The sequence below is a fragment of the Streptomyces sp. NPDC104371 genome, from assembly GCF_055583785.1.
The window spans coordinates 255,948-276,671 of the sequence record NZ_JBVJNF010000009.1 but is presented as its reverse complement, the minus strand read 5'-3'; the positions used below and the strand labels follow the sequence as shown (position 1 = coordinate 276,671).

General features: G+C 72.1%; 17 protein-coding genes and 1 pseudogene. 9 read left to right on the top strand and 9 right to left on the bottom strand.

What is annotated here, in order from left to right; genetic code table 11:
* Positions 1 to 65: 65 nt before the first annotated feature.
* Both ACZ60T_RS26450 and ACZ60T_RS26445 read right to left on the bottom strand, forming a co-directional pair.
* The gene (locus ACZ60T_RS26450) at positions 66 to 1,484 is read right to left on the bottom strand and encodes a HEAT repeat domain-containing protein (protein WP_469668119.1); all 1,419 of its coding nucleotides are present in this window, start codon (positions 1,482 to 1,484) and stop codon (positions 66 to 68) included.
* Positions 1,485 to 1,784: 300 nt separating this feature from the next.
* Positions 1,785 to 2,177, bottom strand: coding sequence for an ankyrin repeat domain-containing protein (locus tag ACZ60T_RS26445; protein WP_365631316.1), 393 nt, complete (start codon positions 2,175 to 2,177; stop codon positions 1,785 to 1,787).
* Between the two features lie 343 nt (positions 2,178 to 2,520).
* On the opposite strand from ACZ60T_RS26445, the gene ACZ60T_RS26440 reads away from it, so the two are divergent.
* Together ACZ60T_RS26440 and ACZ60T_RS26435 are read left to right on the top strand one after the other, a co-directional pair.
* Positions 2,521 to 2,715 carry a hypothetical protein gene (locus ACZ60T_RS26440; RefSeq protein WP_252423284.1) on the top strand — a complete coding sequence of 65 codons (195 nt, stop codon included), beginning with the start codon at positions 2,521 to 2,523 and terminating at the stop codon, positions 2,713 to 2,715.
* Between the two features lie 37 nt (positions 2,716 to 2,752).
* Positions 2,753 to 4,384: a P-loop NTPase family protein gene (locus ACZ60T_RS26435; RefSeq protein ID WP_469668118.1), complete on the top strand. Its 1,632-nt coding sequence runs from the start codon at positions 2,753 to 2,755 to the stop codon at positions 4,382 to 4,384.
* Positions 4,385 to 4,441: 57 nt separating this feature from the next.
* Here ACZ60T_RS26435 and ACZ60T_RS26430 read toward each other — a convergent pair whose 3' ends face one another.
* Positions 4,442 to 5,941 (bottom strand): SCO1417 family PLP biosynthesis transcription factor, encoded by a 1,500-nt coding sequence (locus ACZ60T_RS26430; RefSeq protein ID WP_469668117.1) that lies wholly within the window; start codon positions 5,939 to 5,941, stop codon positions 4,442 to 4,444.
* A 64-nt stretch (positions 5,942 to 6,005) separates the two neighbouring features.
* Between ACZ60T_RS26430 and yczE the strand changes: the two are divergent.
* The 4 genes and pseudogenes from yczE (at position 6,006) to ACZ60T_RS26410 (ending at position 9,538) form a co-directional block, all read left to right on the top strand.
* Positions 6,006 to 6,744: pseudogene (gene yczE / locus ACZ60T_RS26425) on the top strand (membrane protein YczE).
* Positions 6,741 to 7,508 carry a glycerophosphodiester phosphodiesterase gene (locus tag ACZ60T_RS26420; protein ID WP_469668116.1) on the top strand — a complete coding sequence of 256 codons (768 nt, stop codon included), beginning with the start codon at positions 6,741 to 6,743 and terminating at the stop codon, positions 7,506 to 7,508. The pseudogene yczE and the gene ACZ60T_RS26420 overlap by 4 nt, the downstream one beginning before the upstream one ends.
* A gap of 44 nt (positions 7,509 to 7,552) precedes the next feature.
* Complete coding sequence (locus tag ACZ60T_RS26415; protein WP_469668115.1) at positions 7,553 to 8,908, top strand: MFS transporter; 1,356 nt, start codon at positions 7,553 to 7,555, stop codon at positions 8,906 to 8,908.
* Between the two features lie 255 nt (positions 8,909 to 9,163).
* Positions 9,164 to 9,538, top strand: a complete 375-nt coding sequence (locus tag ACZ60T_RS26410; protein ID WP_109379407.1) for an RNA polymerase-binding protein RbpA — start codon at positions 9,164 to 9,166, stop codon at positions 9,536 to 9,538.
* A gap of 107 nt (positions 9,539 to 9,645) precedes the next feature.
* Here ACZ60T_RS26410 and fxsA read toward each other — a convergent pair whose 3' ends face one another.
* From fxsA to ACZ60T_RS26390, 4 genes are all read right to left on the bottom strand, one after another.
* Entirely contained in the window at positions 9,646 to 10,212 is a 567-nt protein-coding gene (gene fxsA / locus ACZ60T_RS26405; RefSeq protein ID WP_365631303.1) for an FxsA family membrane protein, read from the bottom strand.
* 45 nt (positions 10,213 to 10,257) lie between these two features.
* Positions 10,258 to 11,052 (bottom strand): polyprenol monophosphomannose synthase, encoded by a 795-nt coding sequence (locus tag ACZ60T_RS26400; RefSeq protein WP_252423291.1) that lies wholly within the window; start codon positions 11,050 to 11,052, stop codon positions 10,258 to 10,260.
* Between the two features lie 531 nt (positions 11,053 to 11,583).
* Positions 11,584 to 13,200, bottom strand: coding sequence for an amidohydrolase (locus ACZ60T_RS26395; protein ID WP_469668114.1), 1,617 nt, complete (start codon positions 13,198 to 13,200; stop codon positions 11,584 to 11,586).
* A 79-nt stretch (positions 13,201 to 13,279) separates the two neighbouring features.
* Positions 13,280 to 13,720 carry an Lrp/AsnC family transcriptional regulator gene (locus ACZ60T_RS26390; RefSeq protein WP_252423294.1) on the bottom strand — a complete coding sequence of 147 codons (441 nt, stop codon included), beginning with the start codon at positions 13,718 to 13,720 and terminating at the stop codon, positions 13,280 to 13,282.
* A 214-nt stretch (positions 13,721 to 13,934) separates the two neighbouring features.
* Here ACZ60T_RS26390 and ACZ60T_RS26385 point away from each other — a divergent pair, with 214 nt between their 5' ends.
* Positions 13,935 to 14,345: a hypothetical protein gene (locus ACZ60T_RS26385; protein ID WP_365631299.1), complete on the top strand. Its 411-nt coding sequence runs from the start codon at positions 13,935 to 13,937 to the stop codon at positions 14,343 to 14,345.
* 349 nt (positions 14,346 to 14,694) lie between these two features.
* On the opposite strand, the gene ACZ60T_RS26380 is transcribed toward ACZ60T_RS26385, so the two are convergent.
* Complete coding sequence (locus ACZ60T_RS26380; RefSeq protein WP_469668113.1) at positions 14,695 to 15,870, bottom strand: acyl-CoA dehydrogenase family protein; 1,176 nt, start codon at positions 15,868 to 15,870, stop codon at positions 14,695 to 14,697.
* A gap of 314 nt (positions 15,871 to 16,184) precedes the next feature.
* Positions 16,185 to 17,543 carry a peptidase C39 family protein gene (locus tag ACZ60T_RS26375; RefSeq protein WP_469668112.1) on the bottom strand — a complete coding sequence of 453 codons (1,359 nt, stop codon included), beginning with the start codon at positions 17,541 to 17,543 and terminating at the stop codon, positions 16,185 to 16,187.
* Between the two features lie 206 nt (positions 17,544 to 17,749).
* Between ACZ60T_RS26375 and ACZ60T_RS26370 the strand changes: the two genes are divergently transcribed.
* Together ACZ60T_RS26370 and ACZ60T_RS26365 are read left to right on the top strand one after the other, a co-directional pair.
* Positions 17,750 to 18,370 carry a uridine kinase family protein gene (locus tag ACZ60T_RS26370; protein WP_365631365.1) on the top strand — a complete coding sequence of 207 codons (621 nt, stop codon included), beginning with the start codon at positions 17,750 to 17,752 and terminating at the stop codon, positions 18,368 to 18,370.
* Between the two features lie 432 nt (positions 18,371 to 18,802).
* Entirely contained in the window at positions 18,803 to 20,668 is a 1,866-nt protein-coding gene (locus tag ACZ60T_RS26365; RefSeq protein WP_365631363.1) for an AAA family ATPase, read from the top strand.
* Positions 20,669 to 20,724 lie beyond the last annotated feature (56 nt).

Genomic DNA, 20,724 nt, shown 5'->3' with positions numbered 1-20,724 from the left:
ACAAGGACCCAAACGGTGCGGAGGCGCCCTGGCGTGCGCTTGTGTCCCGCCAGGGCGCCCAGGGCTCACACCGCGGGCATATCGGGCCCGATCCGGCTGCGTACGGCCGTCTGGACCTCGGCCTCCTCGGCCGGATCAGCGGCAAGTCGGCGCAGTTGGTCCACGACGCGCGTGTCCCCGGTCTCGGCGTGCCGCGCGGCGATCTCGCGGGTCGACTCCTCGCAGTCCCACAGGCATTCGACGGCGAACCCGGCGGCGAAGGAGGGGTCCGTGGCGGCCAGCGCGCGGGCGGCGCGGCCCCGCAGATGCGACGAGGCGGTCTCGCGGTAGACATGGCGCAGCACGGGGGCCGCGCAGGCGATACCGAGCCGTCCGGCCCCGTCGACGAGCGTCCACAGGGTCTGCGCGTCGGGGCCTTCGCCCCGGACCGCCTCCCGCAGCGCGGCGAGGACCAGGTCGCGGTCCTGTGCCCCGCCCCGGCAGGCGAGGACGCGCCCGGCGGCGGCCCCGAGGGCGTCCGGCCTGCGGGCCCAGCCGCGCGCGCGGTCGACGGCGGCGACGCTGCGCATGCGTTCGAAGGCGTCGACCGCCGCGTCGACGACCAGCGCGGAACCGGTCGACACGGCGGCCTCGACCAGGTCGAGGGCGTCGGGGTCGTCGCTGTCGGCGAGATAGCGCAGGGCGGTGCAGCGCGCCCCGTCACCGCCCGCGCGGGCGGCCTCGACGATCTCGTGCCGGTTCTCGGGGCCCGCGACGGCGGTGAGACAGCGCGCGGCCGGCACATGGAGCACGGCGCCGCGTTCCAGGCCCTGCTGGGCCCAGTCGAAGACGGCCTGCACGCTCCATCCCGGGCGGGGCCCCTGGGGCCGCATCTGCCGCTGCCACCGGTCGAAGCTGCCCGCTTCCTGAGCGGCGCGCACGCGCGCGCCGACGGCGGGGCGGGGGTCCTCCGCCCACAGCCGCCAGGGGCGCGGTTCGAAGGCGTCGCGTACCGCGGCGGTGAGGTCGGCCTCGCCCTCGGCGTCGGCCGGGAAGCGGGCCAGGACGGGTACGGAGAGGGCGCGCAGGCCCGCGTCGTCGTCACGCAGCGCGAGTTCGTCCAGGGCCCAGGCCCAGTTGGCGCCCGAGGCCGCGTATCTGCGCAGGAGCGCGAGCGCGTCCTGTCTGCCGTACGAGGCGAGGTGGCCGAGGACCGCCAGGGCGAGCCCGGTGCGGCACTCGTCGGTGTCCAGGACGTCCTCGGCGCCGAAGAGGTGCGCCTCGATCGCGTCCAGCTCGCCGTGCAGGTCGAGGTAGAGGCGGGCGTAGTACAGGGAGCGGTTCTCCACCTGCCAGTCGTGGCGGGGGTCGCGCAGCACACAGTGGTCGAGGGCGGCGAGCGCTTCGGCTCGCGGTGCGGTGAGCGCGTGCAGCGTCCCGTCGCCGCGGCCCCTCTGGAGGAGGCCGAGCAGGGTTCCGCTGGGCGCTATGACCGGTTCGAACATGGGAAACAGCCTCATATCAAGCGTCGACGCAACCGGGTATCACCCACTACCTGGCCGCGCGCCAACACGTCGGGGTGCCCGCCGTCTCTTGCTTGCTGTAGACCATTTCCTCTGCCTCTCGTCGGTGGCCCATACGGACCGCTTCACGGTCCGCGCGGTGCAGCAACTCGTGCCCAGTCATCGCGTCCGTGAATCACGACGTCATGATGACCCGCTGTCTTCGCCTGCCGCGACCTTATTTCGGGCGGCCCCGTACTACCTCCCCCATTGTCCGCGTTCTCGCTGGTCAGAACGGTCGGATCAGGATGCGCCGAACAGTTCGAGCAGCTCCGCCTTGCCGAACATCCGCGCGGTGTCGATCGCCGAGGGCGTGCCCGCGGCCGGGTCGGCGCCGCGCTCCAGCAGGGCCCGGACGACCTCCGTCTCACCCTTGAAAACCGCACCCGCGAGCGGGGTCTGACCCCGGTCGTTGACGCGGTCGACGTCGGCGCCGCGCTCCAGCAGAGCGCGGACGGCGTCGGCGTGGCCGTGGTAGGCGGCCAGCATCACGAGGGAGTCACCGCGGTCGTTGGTGAGGTCGGCCGGGACACCCGCGTCGACGTACGCCGCGAGCGTCTTGGTCTCGCCTCGGCGCGCCAGATCGAAGATCTTGGTCGCCAGCTCCACGACCTCGGGGTCGGGGGCTTCACTCATCGCCGGACCGCCTCTCAACTACGAACTGCTACGACTCTGGGGACTGCGGGAGCATACGGCAGCGAGCGGGGCGGCCGTACGCGGGGCCGTGCGACGTCGAGCGGTGACGCCGTACGGGTGAATCGCCAGCGTACTGGCTTACGCGCCCCCTGCCCGCTCTCGCGCTCGCGCGGGCGTGGCAGCACCGCGTGAGCACGGCAGTCCGGCCCGGGAGAGCGGCCCGACGCTGCCAAGTGGGGCAATTCGAGGGGTTTCCACTCAGTTGCACCTTTTGTCGTACAGATACATCCTGTGAGCCTGGAAGTACTCATGGTGACTTCACCCCATGACCCAGGAGAGCGCAATGATTCTGAACATGTCAGGCGTCGTACTGCTCGGCGTCATCGTCTTCCTCTACTGCCGCAAGGACGGGCTCAAGGGATCGCACGCGCTGATCAGCGGGCTCTTCGGGTTCTATCTCTCGAGTACCGCCATCGCCCCGAGCATCAAGGCCGGCGGTTCGAGCCTCGCGAACCTCATCGGCGGGATCAACTTCTGACCCGCCCCCGTCCGCTCGCGACTTCCAGGAGAACGACGTGGCCCGCCGCCCCCTCCCCCGCATCCTGACCCACGGCAGCGCACCGATCGCCCGCAGCCGGGAGCTGGCCCGGACGGCCGCCGACGGCGCCACCGACATCCTCCATCCGCTGATCACCATCACCCGTGGACTGCGCCGACTCGCCGCAGCCGCGCACCGCACCTGGGCGGACACACCCAAAGACCGGCGGGGGCCGCTCCTCTTCCTGGTCGCGACAGTGATCCTGGTCGTGGCCCTGGTGCCGTACGGGCCGATGCTCGCCGCCATCACCCTGATGGCGGCGGCCGGCTGGAAGGGCCGCGAACGCCGGACACCGCAGCAAACGGGCCCCGACCCCGCGCAGAGCAAGCGGCTGCGGTCGCTGTACGAGGCGCTGGTGCCGTACTTCTCGACGGCCGAGGACCCGGCGCCCCTGTACACGCACGGCGGCGAATGGACGCGGGCGTTCTCGTCCTACGAGTTCGAGGAGAGTGGGCGCATCTCGCGGCTGCTCATCCGCTACCCGGCCTACTTCACCGACGGCGAGGCCGACTCCAGGGCCCGCATCGAGCATCTGCTGCACGCCAAGGCGGGCCGGGGCCGCGAGTACCACTTCGCGTGGGACGAGGAGGGCAACGAACTGACCGTGACCGCGCTGCCGCCGCTGCCCACCGACATCACCGCCCAGCGGTTCGTGACCGCGCCCGGCGAGGTGGTCCTCGGCTTCACCGACTCGACCGGGGTCCAGCGCACCCTCCCGCTCACCCACGGCGAGCAGCAGCGCGACGTGCCCCCGGTGGTGTGGCGCACGGGCGCGCGCTCCACCGAACCGCATCTCCTGGTCGTCGGCGGCCCCGGCAGCGGTACGACGACACTGATGCGCTCCATCGCGCTGCAAGCGCTCCAACGCGGCGACATCCTGATCGTCGAGGGCGGCGGCACCGGCGAGTACGCGTGCCTGGCGGGCCGCGAGGGCGTCATGGCCGTGGAGTCGGGGCTCGCGGGGGCGATGGCCAGCCTGGAGTGGGCGACCCATGAGACGGAGCGCAGGCTGATCGCGGCGAACCGCGCGCGGCAGGCCGGGCATCCGCCGCCGGAGGACGTCAAGCGGCCCCTGTGGATCCTGCTGGACCGCCCGAGCGTCCTCGGACACCTCGCCGCGGCCGAGGGGCATCGCGACCCCCAGGCGCTGCTCCAGGTGCCGCTGCGGCACGGTCGCGCGGCGAACGTGACGGTCGTGGTCGCCGAGCAGTTCGACGGTGTGGACGGCCTGTCCGACGCGGTACGGCAGCACACGCGCGCGCGTGTGGTGCTCGGCCCGGCGGCCCCCGACGACCTCGCGGCGGTCCTCGGCGCGTCGCCGCACACCACGCAGGTCAGGGAGGTCCCGCCCGGCCGCGGCTACGCCCGCCTGGGCTCGGGCCCCGTCCACCGCCTCCAGGTACCGGTCACCCCGGACCCGTACGACGACGCGACCAGCGAGAACCACCGGCAGGCGGTGCTGGAGCTGCTGCCGCAGCGGAGCGAGCCCGCCGAGGCAGTCGAGACCATGACGGTGCGGACGGTGACCGTGAAGCCCGTACCGGTGGAGGCACCGGCCGTGGAGAAGGCCCCGGAGCGGCCGGTGGAGGCGGTCGCCGCGGAGAGATGAGACTCGCCTTCCGGCCGGGTGACGTCCGTCGGGTGACGTCCGTCGGATGACTTCCGGTCAGGCGACGAAGGTGCGCGGATCCTCCACAGGTCCCGGCACGCCCGTCTCCACCAGGTGCGCCGCCGCCGCCAGACGCACCGCCGCCTCCTCGGCCACCGCCCCGCTGACCGTGAACGGCAGCCGCACATACCCCTCGAAGGCGCCGTCCACACCGAAGCGCGGCCCCGACGGCACCCGGACGCCGACCCGCTCACCGGCCACGGCGAGCCGGGACCCCGACAGACCGCCCGTCCGCACCCACAGCGTCAGACCGCCCTTGGGCACCGAGAACTCCCACGACGGCAGCTCCCTGCGCACGGCGGCGACGAGGGCGTCCCGGTTCTCCCGGGCCTGGGCGCGCCGCAGCTCCACCGCCTGCTCCCAACCGCCCGTGCTCAGCAGCCAGTTCACGGCCAACTGCTCCAGTACGGGGGTGCCGAGGTCGGCGTACGCGCGGGCCGCGACCAGGCTGCGGATCACATCGGGAGCCGCCCGCACCCAGCCGATGCGCAGCCCCGCCCAGAACGCCTTGCTCGCCGAGCCGACCGTGATGACCGTGGACCCGGCGGGGTCGAACGCGCAGACCCGGCGCGGCATCTCCATGCCGTCCTCCAGGTACAGCTCGCTCATCGTCTCGTCGACGATCAGGACCGTCCCGGCCGAGCGGGCGGTGTCCACGAGCCGGCGCCGCTGGTCCTCGTCGGCCAGCGCGCCGGTCGGGTTGTGGAAGTCCGCGACCACGTAGGCGAGCCGCGGCGCGGCCTCGCGCAGCACCTGGCGCCAGCGGTCCAGGTCCCAGCCGCCGAGCCCCTCGGACATGGCGACGGGGACCAGCCGGGCTCCCGCCTCCCGCATCAACTGAAGGATGTTGGCGTAGGACGGCGACTCCACCGCGATGCGCTCGCCGCGCCCGGCGAAGAGATGGCAGATCGCGTCGATCGCGCCCATGGCGCCCGTGGTCACCATGATCTGCTCGGGCATGGTCGGGACGCCGCGTGCGGTGTAGCGCTCGGCGAGCATCGCGCGCAGGGCGGGCAGGCCCGCCGGGTAGTCGCCGTGGGTGTGCGCGTAGGGCGGCAGTTCCTCCAGGGCGCCCTGGGTGGCGCGGGTGAGCCAGGGCTCCGGCGCGGGAAGCGCCGCGCAGCCGAGGTCGATCATCGAGCCGAGCGCCTCCGGCGGCAGCGGCTCCAGACCGCGCGCGGGCAGCGGGTTGCCGGCCGGGACGGCCGTCCAGCTACCGGCGCCGCGGCGGGAGCCGAGGAACCCCTCGGTGCGCAGCGCCTCGTAGGCGGCGGCGACCGTCGTACGGCTCACGGACAGCGCGAGGGCCAGTTCCCGCTCGGCGGGCAGCCGGGCCGCGACCGGCACGCGGCCTTCCAGGACGAGCAGCCGGATGCCGTCGGCGAGCGCGCGATAGGCGGGCGGGCGGCGGCTGCCGGGGCCCGCGGGTCGGTCCTGCTGGGAGTTGAGCAGCCGCGCGAGCTGTGCAGCCCCCACGGCTGAGGTCCACTGCGCCACGATTCCCAGTCCACCTTCCCCGAATTGGCCATGGATGGCTTCTGTTTCCAAGCCACAGAGTGACATGCATCGGTCCACCGCCACCACAGGGGGTATCTCTTGTCCACAGAACCGGCCACCGAACCATCCACCCGGCGTCGTCTCGGGCGACGCCTGGTCCAGCTCTACGCGGGGCTCGTGCTGTACGGCGCGAGTTCCGCCCTTCTCGTCGAGGCCGGGCTCGGTCTGGAGCCGTGGAACGTCCTGCACCAGGGCCTGTCGGAGCTGACCGGGCTCAGCATGGGCGTGGTGCTGACGATCGTGGGCGCCGGGGTCCTGCTGCTGTGGATCCCGCTGCGTCAGCGCCCCGGCCTCGGCACCATCTCCAACGTCCTCGTGATCGGCTTCGCCATGGACGCCACCCTGGCCGCCCTCCCCGACGCCCACCGGCTGGCCGTACGGGTCCCCCTGCTGCTCGCGGGTGTCGTCCTCAACGGCGTGGCGACCGGCCTCTACATATCCGCGAACTTCGGTCCCGGCCCGCGCGACGGCCTGATGACCGGGCTGCACGCGACGGCCTGATGACCGGGCTGCACCAGCGCACCGGCCGCTCGATCCGTCTGCTGCGCACCGCCGTGGAACTCGCTGTCGTCGTGACCGGTTTCGCCCTCGGCGGCACCGTCGGGATCGGCACCGTCCTGTACGCGCTGGCCATCGGCCCGCTCGCCCAGTTCTTCCTCCGCCTGTTCGCCGCCCTCTCGGCACCGGCCCGCAGCACGGTCGTTGCCACCGGGCAGCGGGAGGAGGCCATACTGCCCCGGTGACCACCCTCATACGCCACCCCTATCTCGACCACCCCGGCCCGATCGCCTTCGCCCACCGGGGCGGGGCGGCGGACGGCCTGGAGAACACCGCGGCCCAGTTCCGGCGCGCGGTGGCGGCGGGGTACCGCTACATCGAGACGGACGTCCACACCACCGCCGACGGGAAGCTGGTGGCGTTCCACGACGCGACGCTGGACCGGGTGACGGACGGGACGGGTCGGATCGCCGACCTGCCCTGGGAGGCCGTACGGCACGCGCGCGTAGCGGGCAGCGAACCGGTGCCCCTCTTCGAGGACCTGCTGGCGGAGTTCCCCGAGGTCCGTTGGAACGTGGACATGAAGGCGGAGCCCGCCCTGCGCCCCCTGCTCACCCTGATCGAACGCATGAACGCCTGGGACCGGGTCTGTGTCGGCTCGTTCTCCGAGGCGCGCGTGGCCCGCGCCCAGCGGCTGGCCGGGCCGCGCCTGGCGACGTCGTACGGCATCCGTGGCGTGCTGGGCCTGCGGCTGCGCTCCTGGGGCGTGCCCGTGGCCCTGCGCCGCTCGGCGATCGCCGCCCAGGTCCCGGAGTCCCGGTCCGGCGTCCCCGTCGTCGACCACCGCTTCGTCCGCACCGCGCACGCGCTCGGGCTGCAGGTCCATGTGTGGACGATCAACGAACCGGATCGGATGCACCGGCTCCTGGACCTCGGGGTCGATGGCATCATGACCGATCACATCGACACACTGCGCACGGTTCTCGAGGACCGGGGTACCTGGGCCTGAACGCCCCGCGCACAAGCACGTTCACGGGGAAGCGAGGGGCTGGGGTGGGCAACGACACCGTGGTGGCGACGGTGACCGACGAGGCCGGTGAGCGGCGGCGGGAACAACACGGCTGGTACTTCTACGACTGGGCGTGCTCGGTCTATTCGACGAGCGTGCTGACCGTGTTCCTCGGCCCCTATCTCACCTCGGTGGCCAAGTCCGCGGCGGACGCGGACGGATATGTGCACCCGCTGGGGCTGCCGGTGCGCGCGGGATCGTTCTTCGCGTACTGCGTCTCGGCCTCCATCGTCGTGGCGATCGTCGTCATGCCGCTCGCGGGCGCCGCGGCCGATCGCGGCGGCCGCAAGAAGCCGCTGCTCGCCGTGAGCGCGTATCTGGGCGCCGCGGCCACCACCGGGATGTTCTTCCTGGACGGCGACCGCTATCTGCTCGGGGGCCTCCTGCTGATCGTCGCGAACGCGTCGGTGGGCGTCTCGATGGTCGTCTACAACTCCTATCTGCCGCAGATCGCGACGCCCGAGGAGCGCGACGCCGTCTCCTCGCGCGGGTGGGCCTTCGGCTACGCGGCCGGTGCGCTGGTCCTGATCGCGAACCTGGTCCTGTTCACGGCCCATGACTCCTTCGGTGTCTCCGAATCGACGTCCGTCCGGATCTGTCTGGCCTCGGCGGGGGTCTGGTGGGGCGCCTTCACGCTCGTACCGCTGCGCCGTCTGCGCGACCGCCGTACGCCGCCGACGGCGGCCACCACCCCTTCGGTGCACGGCTGGCGGCAGTTGGCGGCCACGGTCCGGGGCATGCGCGACAAGCCGCTCACCCTCGCCTTCCTGCTGGCCTACCTCGTCTACAACGACGGCATCCAGACGGTGATCTCGCAGGCGTCGGTGTACGGCTCGGAGGAGCTGGGCCTGAGCCAGTCCACGCTGATCGTCTCCGTGCTCCTGGTGCAGGTGCTGGCGGTGGGCGGCGCGCTGGGCATGGGGCGGCTGGCCCGCGCGTACGGCGCCAAGCGCACGATCCTCGGCTCGCTGATCGCGTGGACGGTGACGCTGGCCGCCGCCTACTTCCTCCCGGCGGGCGTACCGGCCGGGTTCTTCGTTCTGGCGATCGGCATCGGGCTGGTCCTCGGCGGCAGCCAGGCGCTGTCCCGCTCGCTGTTCTCGCATCTGGTCCCTCCCGGCAAGGAGGCCGAGTACTTCTCGGCGTACGAGATGAGCGACCGCGGGATGAGCTGGCTGGGGCCCCTGCTGTTCGGCCTCACCTACCAGCTCACCGGCAGCTATCGGGACGCGATCATCTCGCTGGTGGCGTTCTTCGCGATCGGGTTCGTGCTGCTCGCGCGGGTGCCGCTGCGGCAGGCGATACGCGACGCGGGCAATCCCGTTCCCGAAAGGATTTAACACCTGGCCGGAAAGGCCTGTAATGTACGCGGTTGGCTTACCAGGCGTACCGTTACTGCGCGTCGATGAAGACGAAACGCTGGGTGACATCTGTGAGCAGATGTGACAAACCGGGCGCCGGTGGGTACAACAAGGGGCGGCTACGACGGCGACGCATGGCCCGGAACGGGAATCTTTACCGCCGACCGGACGTTGACCGGATGACGACGACAGCGACACCTGTCCTGTGGGCGACAAGCCCGGGAGGCACGATTCATGAGTGAGCGAGCTCTTCGCGGCACGCGCCTCGTGGTGACCAGCTACGAGACGGACCGCGGCATCGACCTGGCCCCGCGCCAGGCCGTGGAGTACGCATGTGAGAAGGGGCATCGTTTTGAGATGCCCTTCTCGGTCGAGGCGGAGATCCCGCCGGAGTGGGAGTGCAAGGTCTGCGGGGCCCAGGCACTCCTGGTGGACGGCGACGGCCCGGAAGAGAAGAAGGGCAAGCCCGCGCGTACGCATTGGGACATGCTGATGGAGCGGCGTACCCGTGAGGAGCTCGAAGAGGTCCTCGAGGAGCGCCTGGCCGTTCTCCGCTCCGGTGCGATGAACATCGCGGTCCATCCGCGAGACAGCCGCAAATCCGCGTAGTCCCTCCGGGGGTTGGGCGGGGCACAACACGCCAGTGAACAGCGGGCGCCCTACGTCATCTCGACGTAGGGCGCCCGCTGTTCGGTGTGCTCAGGGTGTCTGTGGGCTCAGCGGCCGAGCGGCGGACGCGGGCCCGGCGGCGTCGAGTCCGTACCCCGCTCGTCGTCGACGACCTCGCCCTGGACGACCTTGCCGTCGTGGCGGTGCATCCGCGCCCGCTGGAAGGCCCCACCGACGCTGCCGAACGGCGTCCTGCGCAGCGTGCGGTCGATCGTGCGCTCCGCGGTGCGGCCCACCAGCCGCTGGACCGGCGGCACGAGGAGCAGCAGCCCCACCACGTCGGAGATCATGCCGGGCAGCATCAGGAGCACGCCGCCGAGCATCATCAGGCCGTTGCCGCCTGCCGAGGGTGCCGCGCCGCTCCTGCCGGGGCGCAGGGTCTCGCCGAGGTTCTGGAAGGCGCGGCGACCTGCCGTCTTGACGATCACGGCGCCCAGGACGACACCGATGGCCAGCAGCAGGAACACCGTGAACCCGCCGGCCGCGTTCGCGACCAGCAGGAGCAGCCAGATCTCCAGCACAAGCCAGGCGGCGACACCCAAGGGCAGGAGGGTGAGCAGCCGGGATCGCCGCGGCCGAAAGGAGCGGGGGGAAGTCGATGTGCCAGTGGTCATGTTCCCAGTGTGCATCCGTCCGGCCGCCCGCTCAGCACCGGAGGCTCAGGACGACTTGGTGCGGCCCGTGACCTTGGCGACGCGCTCCCCCACGCCCCACGCCGTGACGCGCCACAGCGCCTCCACGACGATGTCGCGGCTCATCTTGGAGTCGCCCAACTCGCGCTCGACGAAGGTGATGGGCACCTCGACCACGTGGTAGCCCGCCTTGACCGCGCGGCGGGCCAGGTCGACCTGGAAGCAGTACCCCTGCGAGGCGACCTCGGCCAGGCCGAGGCCCTCCAGGGTCTCGCGGCGGAAGGCGCGGTAGCCGCCCGTGATGTCGCGCAGCGGCAGGCCGAGGGCCAGCCGCGAGTAGAGGCTGCCGCCGCGGGAGATGACCTGGCGGGACCTCGGCCAGTTCACCGTCCGGCCGCCCGGCACCCAGCGCGAGCCGAGCACCAGGTCGGCGCCCGAGAGCGCGGTCAGCAGCCGCGGCAGCTCCTCGGGCTGGTGGGAGCCGTCCGCGTCCATCTCGATCAGGACGCCGTAGTCGTGCTCCAGGCCCCAGCGGAAGCCCGCGATATAGGCGGCGCCGAGCCCTTCCTTGCCCTTGCGGTGCAGGACATGCACCTGCTCGTCCTCGGCCGCCAGCTCGTCCGCGAGCTTGCCCGTGCCGTCAGGGCTGTTGTCGTCGGCCACCAGGATGTGCGCCTCGGGCACGGCCGACCGTACCCGGCCGACGATCGCCTTGATGTTCTCCGCCTCGTTGTAGGTCGGAATGATCACCAGGGCGGTACCGAGCGGACCGAATTGCCTTCCCTGGCCGTCCGCCGCGCGGGTCCCGTCGCCGTCGTTCACTGCTGCCCCTTCGTTCCGTACGCAGGGGTCCACCATAGTGGCCTCCGACATGGGCCGATGGAGCGGCAGGTGCGCACGGGGGTGTCGTTTCCACAAGAGTCGGGTAAGAAGCTGATTTTGCCCGTTCGGTGCGGGGATCGGGGCCCGGCGCCCTTCGGGCCGACCTGGGACCCGCTGGCTGCGGGCCGACCGAAAGCCGTTGTCTACTGAACGACCGGGCCCCCACCCGGGTCACACCCTGCCGACCGGCCGGAACGCTCCCTCGCCGTGGCAGGGGCGCTGGGCCTGGCTCCCAGTGGCGATGTGCCGGTGCGGCACATCCCCGACCCAGCGGCGCTCCGGCGACGGCGTGGAGGTTCCCCGGTCGGACGTCCGGTGGTGGACCCGGCAGAACCTACCGGCCCGCGGCTCCCCACTGTCAATAGCCGTGCGACCTGCGCTTCTTCGCTCGCCGCCCTGGTCAGGGCAGAGAACGTACAGGTCGCGCGACGAAGGTTCGGCGGGTGATCGCCGCCGCACCGCTCCTGGAGATCACTCGCCCGGCCGTACGAACACCGTCCGGCCGCCCACGACGGTGCGCAGACAGACGGGCAGGTCGCGGCCCGGGGTCAGATCCGGCAGTCCGGGGGTGCCCGAACGGGGGTCCGTGGACCAGCGGGCGACCCGGTCGTCGGGGGCCTGGACCACCAGCTCGTCGGTGCGCCACACCGCGTAGTCCGCGGGCGCGCCCGGCGCCAGGACGCCCGCGTCGTCCCGTCCGACCGCCCGCCAGCCGCCGCGTGTGTGCGCGGTGAACGCGGCCCGTACGGAGACCCGGTGCTCGGGGGTGCGGTGGAAGGCCGCGGCGCGGACCGTGCCCCAGGGATCGAGCGGGGTGACGGGGCTGTCGGAGCCGAAGGCGAGCGGGACGCCGGTGCGCAGCAGGGCCGCGAAGGGGTTCAGCGTGCGGGCCCGCGCCACGCCGAGGCGCTGGGCGTACATGCCCTCCTCGCCGCCCCACAGCGCGTCGAAGGCGGGCTGCACGGAGGCGGTCAGGCCGAGTTCGGCGAAGGCCGCGATGGTCTCGGGGGTGAGCATCTCCGCGTGCTCGACGCGATGGCGGGCGGCGCGCACGCGGGCGAGGCCGAGCTTCTCGGCGGCGGCGCGCATCCCCTCGATCACCGCGGTCACGGCCGCGTCCCCGATCGCGTGGAAGCCCGCCTGGAGCCCGGCCTCGGTGCAGGCGACGACATGGGTGGCGATGTCGGCCGCGTCGAGGTTCGCGGTGCCGCGGTGGGCCGCGTCGGCGTACGGCTCGTGCAGGCAGGCGGAGTGCGAGCCGAGCGAACCGTCGACGAACAGGTCACCGGCGGCACCGAGCGCGCCCAGCTCCCGCGCCTTGTCGACATCGCGCTCGGCCCAGTAGCCGACGACCCGGGGGCCCGACTCCCGCGCGGCCAGGCTCAGCAGTCCCGTGAAGTCGTCCTCGGAGGAGATGTCCGGGCCCGCGCACTCATGGACCGAACCGATACCGAGGGAGGCGGCGTGGGCGAGGGCGGCGCGCTGGGCCTCGGTGCGCTGGGCGGGGGTGACGGCCGCGAACGCGGCGGCGCGCACGGCGTGGTGGGCGTCGCGGGTGAGCGGCTCCCCGGCCACGAAGCCGGCCTTGTCCCGTACGCCCGGTGCCAGGTCGAGCAGGGCGGTGGTGGCGACGGCCGAGTGGACGTCGATACGGCTCAGATAGAGCGGTCGGCCCCCGGTCACCTCGTCCAGCTCGTCCTGCCGGGGCGCCCGGCCTTCGGGCCAGCAGGCCGCGTCCCAGCCGTGGCCCAGCAGCACCCGGTCGTCCGGGTGCGCGGCGGCGAAGTCGCGGACGCGGGCGAGGGCGGCGGCCAGGGACGGCGCGCTCGACAGGTCGAGACCGGTGAGCGCGAGCCCGGTGGAGGTGGTGTGGACGTGCGCGTCGGTGAACGCCGGGGTGACGAGGGCGCCGTCCAGGTCGACGACCTCGTCCACGCCGTCCGCGAAGGCGTCGGCGGCGCCTTCGGAGCCGACCCAGGCGACCTGACCGCGCTCGACCACCATGGCGGTGGCGAAGGGGTCGACGGGGCTGTGGACTTCTCCTCGGCGCAGCAGAACGGTCCGCGGCGGGGTGGTGCGCTCATTCATGAGACCAGTCTCGCGCCTCGCCCGGCCCGTCCCGCACCGAGGGCCTCCTCGAAGATCCCGGACACCGGGCCCAGGCGCGTCAGATCTTGGGCGGTCTCGCCTCGTACGGGGTCGACAGGACCACCGTGGTGCGGGTCGAGACGCCCGCGAGCGAGCGCACCCGGGCCAGGAGTTCCTCCAGCTCGTGCGGGGTGGCCACGCGGACCTTGAGGATGTAGTTCTCGTCGCCCGCCACGCTGTGGCACGCCTCGATCTCCGGGACGCCGGCGAGGCGTTCGGCGATGTCGTCGGGGGCGCTGGGATCGAACGGCTTCACCGAGATGAACGCGGTCAGCGACAGCCCCACGGCCTCCGCGTCGACGACCGCGGCGTACCCGCGGATGACGCCGCGCTGCTCCAGCCGACGCACCCGCTGGTGCACCGCCGACGTGGACAGGCCCGTAGCCTTGCCCAGGTCGGTGTAGCTCATCCGCCCGTCCGTGACGAGCAGCTCCACGATCTGTCGGTCCAGCTCCTCCATGGCGCTAGAACCTACAGGGCGGCCGTTCCCGGCGGATGCCGCGTGCGGGACAAACCCACCGGGGCGGACATGCGCAAGCCGTATGTGATGAACGCCACACCGTCCGGACCGGCTTCGTGATGCACTCGTGATTACCGCCGAGACCGGACGGGAAGTGCTTGCTGTGGTCGACGCCGAAGCGGCTTGTTCGACCCAGCCCGAGGGGGAGAATCCCATGCAGAGTCTGAAGCGCCGTGGTCGTGGCGCGCCCAAGCGGCTCCAGCCCGCTGTCGAGCCCGAGCCGGACGACGTCGAAGCCGACGACGAGTTCGGCGCGTACGACACCTTCGAGATGTACCGGGTGATCTGCCCGGACTGCGCGCAGCCCATCGCTCTTCTGGCGGACGAGGACATCCTGCCCGAGCACGCGCTGTGCGCCTCGCCGTGGAACCCGTTCGGTCTCACGGTCTGCCCCGGTACGGGCCGCGCGGCGGCCGACACCCGGCCCGCGGACGAGTCCACGAAGCCCCAGGAACAGGGCACGGCCCTGCTGTTGACGCTCCCTCAGGGGCTCAACTGGCGGACCCAGCCGTTCTCGCACGTCGGCGGGCCGGGTTCGCGCCCGATGCGGCGTCTGGCCGCCTGAGGCCCCCTTCGGTACGTCTTCCGTGCGTACGTCTCCGTACGCACTTCCCTCCGCGGCCCGTGGGAACGGGAACTCACGCTCGACGACCGGCGGCGGTGACCTGTGCCCGCGCCCCGGCGTTGTTCATGCATGACCGCCACAGACAGCGGGCGTCGACGCTGGATGCTCGTTCCGACGCCGGCCGTATCGCTTCCGCCGCCGCAGCATCAGGACCCGCCCATCTACCGTGCGCTGATGCGGGTCTGGGCCGATCGCGGACGTACGCTGCCGGGGCGCCACGACCCGGAGTGGGTACGGCTCATGGCGCCCCCGTTCGGCCAGGGCCTGCTCACGGCGGGCCTGGATCCGTTCAGCGCGTCTCGGGTCCTGCGAGGTGACGGGCGATGACCATGCGCTGGATCTGATTCGTGCCCTCGACGATCTGCAGGACCTTGGCCTCGCGCATATAGCGCTCGACCGGGAAGTCCGCCGTGTAGCCGTACCCACCGAGCACCTGGACGGCGTCCGTGGTCACCCGCATCACCGTGTCGGTGCAGTGCAGCTTGGCCATGGCCGCCTGCTTGGCGAACGGCAGACCGGCGTCACGCAGCCGCGCCGCCGCCAGATACAGCGCCCGCCCGGCCTCGATCTGGGTCGCCATGTCGGCGAGCATGAAGCGCAGCCCCTGGAAGTCGGAGATCGGCCGCCCGAACTGCTGCCGCCCGGTGGCGTAGGCGACCGCCTCGTCGAGCGCCGCCTGGGCCACGCCGATGGCGCACGCCGCGATACCGAGGCGCCCGGAGTCGAGCGCGGACAGGGCGATCGCGAAGCCCTGCCCCTCCTCCCCGAGACGGCGGTCGTCACCGAGACGTACGCCGTCGAAGTGGACCTGCGCGGTGGGCGACCCCTTCATGCCCATCTTCTTCTCCGGCGCCGCGCTGCTGAGCCCCTCGATGTCGCCGGGCACCAGGAACGCGGTGATGCCGCGCGGGCCCTCGGGGCCGGTGCGCGCCATCAGGGTGTAGAAGTCCGCGATCCCGCCGTGCGTGATCCAGGACTTGCTGCCGTCGAGCGTCCAGCGCCCGTCGTCGCCCCGGACGGCTCGGGTCCGCAGCGACGCCGCGTCCGACCCGGAGGCGGCCTCGGACAGGCAGTACGCGCCCAGCAGACCGCCCCCGAGCATCGCGGGCAGATGCTCGGCCCGCTGCTCCTTGGTGCCGTAGTACGCCAGACCGTGACAGGCCAGGGTGTGGACGCTGACGCCGAGGCCCACGGTGAGCCGGGCGGCGGCCAGCTCTTCGAGGACCTGGAGGTAGACCTCGTAGGGCTGGTCCCCGCCGCCGTACTCGGAGTCGTACGGCAGGCCGAGCAGGCCGGACTCGGAGAGCAGGCGGAAGACCTCGCGCGGGAAGATCCCGGCGTCCTCCTCCTCGGCCGCCTTCGGGGCGATCTCGCGCTGCGCGATGTCTCGGACGAGTGAGATCAGCTCTCGGGCCTCGTCCGTGGGCAGTTGTCGGTCAACCGGCTGCGGGGCGCGGTCGGGCATGGCAACGCTCTCCTCCCTCTCGGGCACATCGGCGGACTCGCGCTTCGGTGGGGCGGCTCCGCCGGGTCTCACTGGCCCAGCCGACGCTCCCCACTCCGGGTCTCGGACGCGGCTGACCAGCGGCTGTGCGGTTGGAGTATGCCCGATCAGAGGCAGCGAGTCACCAGTTAACGAGCGCTTACTTTCAGAAGATTCCCGCTCGCCTGAATGGTCTGAACCATTAGCCCGAACGGGGCAGCGACCAGGCGGGTACCCCGACATGCCGAGACCCCCGGTCTCCCGGGGGTCTCGGCATGTGGTCGCTACCTACGGCGTCAGCGGACGCCCACCGCCGCCAGCGCCTTGCGCTGCCTCCCGCTGAGCTGAGCCGGGAAGTAGAGGTAGCAGACGCCGCCCGTGCCGGAGACGACCGCGCCGGAGGCGTTGTACCGCTTGGTGCGCAGCCAGATGTTCTCCCACTCGCGCCGCCGGTACACACGGCGCACCGCCTCGTCGCCGGGCGAGGCGGGGTCGTTGGCGATCACATCACCCTCGGGGGTGAAGCCGATCACGGTCATCAGATGGCCCGAGGTGCCGTACCCGGCGCCCGTCAGCTCCTCCTTCAGGAACGACTGGGACGTTATGGCCGGGATGCCCGCCGCGATCAGCGTCTCCAGGTCGGCGAGCGAGGACAGCCGCGTGACCACGCCCTGGAGGTCCTCGAAGGTCGCCGCGTAGGCCGCGTTGAACGGCCAGTTGCCACAGCCCTCGTACTGGTAGTCGTAGGTGAAGCGGGCCGCGTGGCAGACCTGCGGGTCGGCGTACGAGGAGTCGACCCAGGACAGTTGCTCGGGGGTGAGCTTCCGGCCCCAGTACTCGACGATCATCTGCGAGGAGGTGGGGCTGCACCAGGCCTCGCCGCCGTTGTCGTACTCCGGGTACTGGCCCTTGTGGATCTCCTGCGAGTAGCGCGGGACGGTCAGCTCGCGGGCGAGGCCGGGGGTGGAGGCCGGGACGGTGAAGCGGTCGGGGACGGCGGAGCCCATGGCGCCGAGCCGCCACACGGTCGGCGTGCGCTCGGTGCCGGGCTTGCGGTAGAGGGTCAGGCGCAGGCGGTACGAGACCAGGCGCAGGCCCGAGGCGGCGTCGGCGATGGCGAACGTGTCGGTCCAGACATTGCTCTTGCCGTCGGACTGACCGTCGACCGACGTCCGCCGGATGTCCTGGTCACCGGCCGCCCAGCGGCCCATCACATACCAGGGCGTGTCCGTTCCGTCGGAGTACGTGCCCTTCAGCTCCACCTGGATCCAGGTGCCCGCCGGGGTGTCGGCGTTCCAGGACGCGATGACCTCGGTGGCGGGGACGGCGAGCCGGTGCGCCGGGGCCGTCCAGGTGGCGTACTCCCAGGTGGCGGACTTGCCGGTGTGCGGATCGGTGTAGTCGACACGGCCGACGGGGGTGGCGATCACCACGCCGGGGCGGCGGCCGGGCACGGCGCGGACACCATGCGCGGTGCCGGAGCGCCAGTCGGGGTACGAGGTCCAGGCGCGGTTGTCCACGAGGCTCGGGGCTGCTTTCGTCGGCCGGGCGGCCGAGGAGGCCGCGGCGGCCGGGCCCGCGGCACCGGCCACGGTGGCCACGGCGACCGCCGCGGCGAGGATGGTTCTGCGGGACGGCTCTGAAGCTCTGGTCATCGGTGGTGACCCCCAGGTATCCGGAAGCGGCGGCTCAGACGTCACAGTGTGCGCCAACTATGGCCGCTGCCCCGGGACTTCTGCCAGCACTTCGTCGCCCGGCGCGTCCACCAATATTGGTCTCGACCACTGACCGTACAGAGGTACCCAGCACGTAGGATTCCTTCGAGAGACACCCGCCCCCTTCCCTCCCTCAGGACGACACCATTCACGACCTCGCTTCCCGTCTGCGGCATCTGCCCCCGTCGTGCGGCCCGGTCCGCCTCGTCGGGGTCGACGGGCACGCCGGGTCCGGGAAGTCCACGTTCGCCGGGCGGTTGGCGACGGCGCTCGGCGGCGCGCCCGTGCTGCGGCTCGACGACATCGCCACCCACGAGGAGCTGTTCGCCTGGACGGAGCGGCTGCTGCGCGAGGTGATCGAGCCCCTCGGGCGCGGCGAGACCGCGCACTACCGCCCCTACGACTGGCGCACCCGGCGCTTCGGCACCGCCCGCGCGCTCGCGCCCGCTCCCGTGCTCCTGATCGAGGGGGTCGGCGCCGGCCGCCGGGCCCTGCGGCCCTATCTGGCACGGCTGTTGTGGATGGATCTGCCGTGCGAGGAGGCCTGGCGGCGCGGCCGGGACCGCGACGGCGAGGAGCAACGCGCCTTCTGGGACGGCTGGGTCGCGGCGGAACGCGCGCACTTCGCCGAGGATCCGTCCCGGCCCTTCGCCGACCTTCTGGTACGCCAGGGACCCATGGGGTACGAGGTGCTGCCGGGGCCGGGTGGGACGGTTGATCCGAACCACGATTTCACTCACCGTGACGGATCATCGGCGGTGTGCTGAACGTGTGAAGACCCTTGCGGGGGAACTTCCTTGAGTACTTCAACTCCGCTTGACCCAGGGGCCGTACAGGACTTACGTTCTCAATGTGCGGTTTCTGAAGCCGCCCACAGACACGAAGCCCCCGGTTGTTCCCCCGTGATCGGGGGCTTCGTTCTGCCCAAGTCGCCTTCCACGGGCGCCGATCGGCCGGATTCGTTCACCCTCGGTCACCACACGCGGCGCGCGCCGCCCGCCCCGCTCTCGCCGATCAGCCCGTGCCGCACCCTACGGCGCGCCCCTCTCCCGCAGGTACGATGCCTCTCGGTGCGGCCTTCGGACGACTGCTCTGCGCACCGTAGCAACTCCGTTCCACGGCACGGCGGTTCGAACATTCCGGTCGGCGGGTGAGGACCCGGCGGTGAACCAACGGAGTCACGGTTTGTGGGGGACGTGATGGACTTCGGCACGCAGGGCCCCGAGGCCCCGGCCGACCTCGCCTGGCTGCGAGGCGTCGACGCCTACACGATGGGCGCCTATCCGCAGGCGGAGGAGGAGTTCCGCACGGCGGTCCGGCTGGATCCCGGGATGGCCGACGGCTGGCTCGGGCTGCACGCGCTGCGCGTCGACACGACGACCGCGCTGCTGCGGATGTTCCGCCACCGCGACCGCTTCGGGGAGCAGCGCGCCCGCCATCGGCGCGCCTTCAACTCCTGGTACTGGCTGGGCTGGTGGGTGCAGCCGGTGCTGGAGAGCCCGCGCGATCTGCTGCTCGCCCACGCCTCGCACTGGCTGGACGGCCGCCATGTCCCCGAACTGGACCGGGCGCTCGCCGGGCTGCCGCCCGTGGACACCGACCCCCAGGTCCGCTTCCTGCACGCCTGCCGGGCCTATCTGGTCAAGGACTGGGAGCAGTTGGTCCGGCACACCGATCCGCTGATCGACGACACCCTGCTGGGCATCGAGGTCGGGCTGTTCGGCGGGATGGCCCGGGTCCGCCTCGAGATGTACGGGCAGGCCGAGCCGCTGCTCTCCGCCGCCCTGATGCGCTGCCGCAGCGAACAGCCCCAACGCAAGGAACTGCGCTACTGGTTGGCGCGGGCCCACGAGGGCACGGGCCGCTCGGCCGCCGCCCTGCCCCTCTACCGCGCGGTGCACCGCGTCGACCCGGCGTTCATGGACACCTCCGCACGGCTCGCGGCGATCGCCGAGGGCGACGGGTACGACGAGTCCACCGACCTCACGGCGATGGCGTTCGCCGGGGGCGGGGACGTCCTGGACGGGCCCGACGGTCTCGATCCGCTCTTCGGCGCCGAGGGGCGGGAGGTGAAGCTCTCCGAGCCCGAACCCGAGCCACCGCCGCCGGGCGCGCTGCCCGCGCAGAGCGACGCCGTGCGCGCGAAGGACGTACCGCCGGCGCAGCCGCTGCCCGCCGGGCCGACCGACGCGGCCCTGCTGGAGGAGGCGCTGGCCGAGCTGGAGCGCATGGTCGGCCTGGAGCCGGTGAAACGCCAAGTCAGGGCGCTGTCGGCCCAGTTGAACATGGCACGGCTGCGGGCGGAGCAGGGCCTGCCCGTGCAGCCGCCCAAGCGCCACTTCGTCTTCTCGGGCCCCTCGGGCACCGGCAAGACCACCGTGGCGCGCATTCTGGGCCGGGTCTTCTACGCGCTCGGCCTGCTCGGCGGCGACCATCTCGTGGAGGCCCAACGGGCCGATCTGGTCGGCGAGTACCTGGGGCAGACCGCGGTGAAGGCCAACGAGCTGATCGACTCGGCGATCGGCGGTGTGCTGTTCGTGGACGAGGCCTACTCGCTGTCCAACTCCGGCTACGGCAAGGGCGACGCGTACGGCGACGAGGCCCTCCAGGTGCTGCTGAAGCGGGCGGAGGACAACCGCGACCATCTGGTGGTGATCCTCGCGGGCTACCCCGAGGGGATGGACCGGCTGCTGGCCGCCAACCCCGGGCTGTCCTCGCGCTTCACCACCCGGGTCGACTTCCCCTCGTACCGCCCACTGGAACTGACCTCGATCGGCGAGGTGCTGGCGGCGGAGAACGGGGACGTCTGGGACGAGGAGGCCCTGGAGGAGCTGCGCTCGATCGCCGGGCATGTGGTGGACCAGGGCTGGATCGACGAGCTGGGCAACGGGCGGTTCCTGCGGACGCTGTACGAGAAGAGCTGCGCGTACCGGGATCTGCGGCTGACGGGGTATCCCCACATACCGTCCCGGGACGACCTGTCGACGCTGCGGCTGCCCGATCTGATGCAGGCGTACGGCGAGGTGCTCTCGGGGCGGGGGCCGCAGGATCCGCCGGGCTGGTGAGCAGCCCGTAAGACGCCGCGGGGTCCCCCGTGCCCGCGGTGCGGCACGGAGGACCC

Coding starts and splice junctions, on each gene's coding strand:
- ACZ60T_RS26390 (WP_252423294.1), bottom strand. CDS start 13,720: ATGGAGGAGCTGGACCGACAGATCGTGGAGCTGCTCGTCACGGACGGG.
- ACZ60T_RS26410 (WP_109379407.1), top strand. CDS start 9,164: ATGAGTGAGCGAGCTCTTCGCGGCACGCGCCTCGTGGTGACCAGCTAC.
- ACZ60T_RS26445 (WP_365631316.1), bottom strand. CDS start 2,177: ATGAGTGAAGCCCCCGACCCCGAGGTCGTGGAGCTGGCGACCAAGATC.
- ACZ60T_RS26450 (WP_469668119.1), bottom strand. CDS start 1,484: ATGTTCGAACCGGTCATAGCGCCCAGCGGAACCCTGCTCGGCCTCCTC.
- fxsA (WP_365631303.1), bottom strand. CDS start 10,212: ATGACCACTGGCACATCGACTTCCCCCCGCTCCTTTCGGCCGCGGCGA.
- ACZ60T_RS26380 (WP_469668113.1), bottom strand. CDS start 15,870: ATGCCCGACCGCGCCCCGCAGCCGGTTGACCGACAACTGCCCACGGAC.
- ACZ60T_RS26395 (WP_469668114.1), bottom strand. CDS start 13,200: ATGAATGAGCGCACCACCCCGCCGCGGACCGTTCTGCTGCGCCGAGGA.
- ACZ60T_RS26365 (WP_365631363.1), top strand. CDS start 18,803: ATGGACTTCGGCACGCAGGGCCCCGAGGCCCCGGCCGACCTCGCCTGG.
- ACZ60T_RS26385 (WP_365631299.1), top strand. CDS start 13,935: ATGCAGAGTCTGAAGCGCCGTGGTCGTGGCGCGCCCAAGCGGCTCCAG.
- ACZ60T_RS26440 (WP_252423284.1), top strand. CDS start 2,521: ATGATTCTGAACATGTCAGGCGTCGTACTGCTCGGCGTCATCGTCTTC.
- ACZ60T_RS26375 (WP_469668112.1), bottom strand. CDS start 17,543: ATGACCAGAGCTTCAGAGCCGTCCCGCAGAACCATCCTCGCCGCGGCG.